At 69.5% G+C, this 2,633-nt stretch carries 4 protein-coding genes and 1 pseudogene; 3 read left to right on the forward strand and 2 right to left on the reverse strand.

What is annotated here, in order from left to right; all coding sequences use genetic code 11:
- Together AC31A1_RS49800 and AC31A1_RS49805 are read left to right on the forward strand one after the other, a co-directional pair.
- Positions 1–336 (forward strand): annotated as a pseudogene (locus AC31A1_RS49800) (hypothetical protein); the annotation flags it as partial.
- 62 nt (positions 337–398) lie between these two features.
- Positions 399–1,055, forward strand: a complete 657-nt coding sequence (locus AC31A1_RS49805; RefSeq protein WP_489659661.1) for an HAD family hydrolase — start codon at positions 399–401, stop codon at positions 1,053–1,055.
- On the opposite strand, the gene AC31A1_RS49810 is transcribed toward AC31A1_RS49805, so the two are convergent.
- Entirely contained in the window at positions 1,034–1,282 is a 249-nt protein-coding gene (locus AC31A1_RS49810; RefSeq protein ID WP_327403192.1) for an SUR7/PalI family protein, read from the reverse strand. The genes AC31A1_RS49805 and AC31A1_RS49810 overlap by 22 nt on opposite strands.
- A 151-nt stretch (positions 1,283–1,433) precedes the next feature.
- Between AC31A1_RS49810 and AC31A1_RS49815 the strand changes: the two genes are divergently transcribed.
- Positions 1,434–1,817: a cold-shock protein gene (locus tag AC31A1_RS49815; protein ID WP_019057239.1), complete on the forward strand. Its 384-nt coding sequence runs from the start codon at positions 1,434–1,436 to the stop codon at positions 1,815–1,817.
- A 232-nt stretch (positions 1,818–2,049) separates the two neighbouring features.
- Here the strand turns inward: AC31A1_RS49815 and AC31A1_RS49820 are convergent.
- On the reverse strand, positions 2,050–2,633 hold a 584-nt coding region (locus AC31A1_RS49820; RefSeq protein ID WP_489659662.1), incomplete at its 5' end, for an MqnA/MqnD/SBP family protein.

Consider the following 2,633-nt stretch of genomic DNA (forward strand, 5'->3'; position numbering starts at 1 on the left):
CGCTGGTCCAACCCCCTCCTGCTGATCGCCGCCGCGCTGCTCGTCGTAGGCGCCGTACTGGGCAACTGGTTCGCCCTGCTGCTCGGTTGGCTCATCGCGTACGCCTCCCGGCGGCTGACCGACGCCGAGACGAAGGCGGCGGTGATCGGCCTGCCGACGGCGGCCGTCGCGGCCGGCATCGTCTGGCTGTGGGGCAGGAACGAGGGCCGCTGGGGCGCTCCGATCGCGCAGGGTCACATGAGCGACGCGATCGCCGAGACCTGGCCGTGGGTGGTGCGGGGGGCGGCGGTGGCGTCGGCGCTCTACTTGGTGTGGCGGTCGCAGAGACAGCGGTAGAGCGGTTGGTGGGCCCGGCGGGCCCGGTGGGATTGTCGTAGCGACTGGGCACAATGGCCCATATGACCTCGCACGCTCAGAGCAGTGACCAGCCCACTATCCCGCCCGCCCTGACCGTCGGCTTCGATCTCGACATGACCCTCATCGACTCCCGGCCCGGTATCCACGCCTGCTATCTGGCGCTGGCGGAGCGGACGGGGACGTACATCGACGCCGATCTGGCGATCACCCGGCTCGGGCCGCCGCTCGCGGACGAGTTGATCAACTGGTTCCCGGCGGACGAACTGCCCGCCATGGCCGACCTGTACCGCGAGATGTACCCGTCGATCGCCATCGCCGCGACCCCCGCGATGTCCGGCGCCCCCGAGGCGATCGCGGCCGTACGGGCGGCCGGTGGGCGGGCGATCGTGGTCACCGCGAAGTACGAGCCCAACGCGAAGCTGCACCTCGCACACCTCGGCATCGACGCCGACGCCGTGATCGGCAACCTGTGGGCCGAGCAGAAGGCGGAGGCGCTGCGCGAGGAGGGCGCGAGCGTCTACGTCGGCGACCATGTCGGCGACGTGCGCGGCGCCCGTACCGCCGAGGCCCTGTCGGTCGCGGTGGCGACCGGACCGTGCGACGTGGACGAACTGCGCGCCGCCGGGGCGGACGTGGTCCTCGGCGACCTCACCGAGTTCCCGCGATGGCTTTCGGACTACCTTTCGGCGCGCGCCTGACGGCGGCCCGCGGCGACCGACTGGAGCACGCCTCCGGCGGCCAGCAGGAATCCGACGCCCATGAGCATGCTCAAGAGGTACATGTACGTCGGAAAAGGCGTCGTGTGGAGCAACAGCGGTACCACGGTGACGAGTGTGGCCACCGCACCGATGAAAAAGACGATGGCACCGGCACGGATCAGTCGGTCACCGGCCGCGGCGGAATTCGTTTGGGTTTTGTCACGCACCGGACCAGGGTAGTTCCCAGCGCGAAGGAACAAGCGGGCGACGTCTTGTCACCGGCCTGAAGACCATTAGCCTTGGTACCGGCGGGTCCCGACGACCCGCCGGTCTGCTATCCGAAGCAGTTTTCCGACGAGTACGAGGACGAGGACAGACGTGCCTACCGGCAAGGTCAAGTGGTTCAACAGCGAGAAGGGCTTCGGCTTTCTCTCCCGTGACGACGGCGGTGACGTCTTCGTCCATTCCTCGGTTCTGCCCGCCGGAGTTGATGCCCTGAAGCCCGGACAGCGCGTGGAGTTCGGGGTCGTCGCCGGTCAGCGCGGCGACCAGGCCCTCTCGGTGACCCTGCTCGACCCGACCCCGTCGGTCGCGGCGGCCCAGCGCAAGAAGCCGGACGAACTGGCCTCCATCGTCCAGGACTTGACGACCCTCCTGGAAAACATCACGCCCATGCTGGAACGCGGCCGCTATCCCGACAAGCCCGCGGGCGCGAAGATCGCGGGCCTGCTGCGCGCGGTCGCCGACCAGTTGGACGTGTAGAAGTCCGGGAGATTCAGCGGAGTTTGAGGCTCTAGGGAAATTCGAGCAGGTCCGGGCCGAGGGGCGACACCAGCCTCTCGGCCCGTGGCGTGGGGGGCACGGGCCCGCAAAATCAGCCCGTCCGGCGTTTGAGGACGAGGCCCCTTCAGGGCCGATGGGGGTCTGGGGGCGCAGCCCCCAGGGACGGCGCCCCCAGTTCAGGGCAACCGGGAAGCTCAGGGCAACGGGAAGTTCAGGGAAACGTGAGCGCGTCCGGGCCGAGTGCCGGTACCAGCCCCTCCGCCGCCGCCCGCGTCAGCAGACCCCGGATCGCCGCGTACCCGTCGTCCCCCAGATCCGCCGTGAACTCGTTGACGTACAGCCCGATGTGCTGGTCGGCGACAGCCGGGTCCATCTCCTGCGCGTGCTCCATGACGTACGGCCGGGAGGCCTCGGGGTCGTCCCAGGCGGCGCGGACGGAGGCCCGTACGGACTCGGCGAGGAGGTTCAGCACATCCGCGCCCAACGACCGCTTCGCGATGATCGCGCCCAGCGGGATCGGCAGCCCCGTCGTGGCCTCCCAGTGCTCGCCCATGTCCGCGAGCTTGTGCAGGCCGTAGTTCTGGTACGTGAAGCGCGCCTCGTGGATGACGAGCCCCGCGTCGACCTTCCCGTCCCGCACGGCCGGCATGATCTCGTGGAACGGCATGACGACGATCTCGCCGACCCCACCCGGAATCGTGTCCGCTGCCCACAGCCGGAACAGCAGATACGCGGTCGACCGTTCGCTCGGCACGGCGACCGTACGACCCGTCAGGTCTCCCGGCCCCCGGGTGA

This window comes from Streptomyces sp. P5F9, from assembly GCF_057961495.1.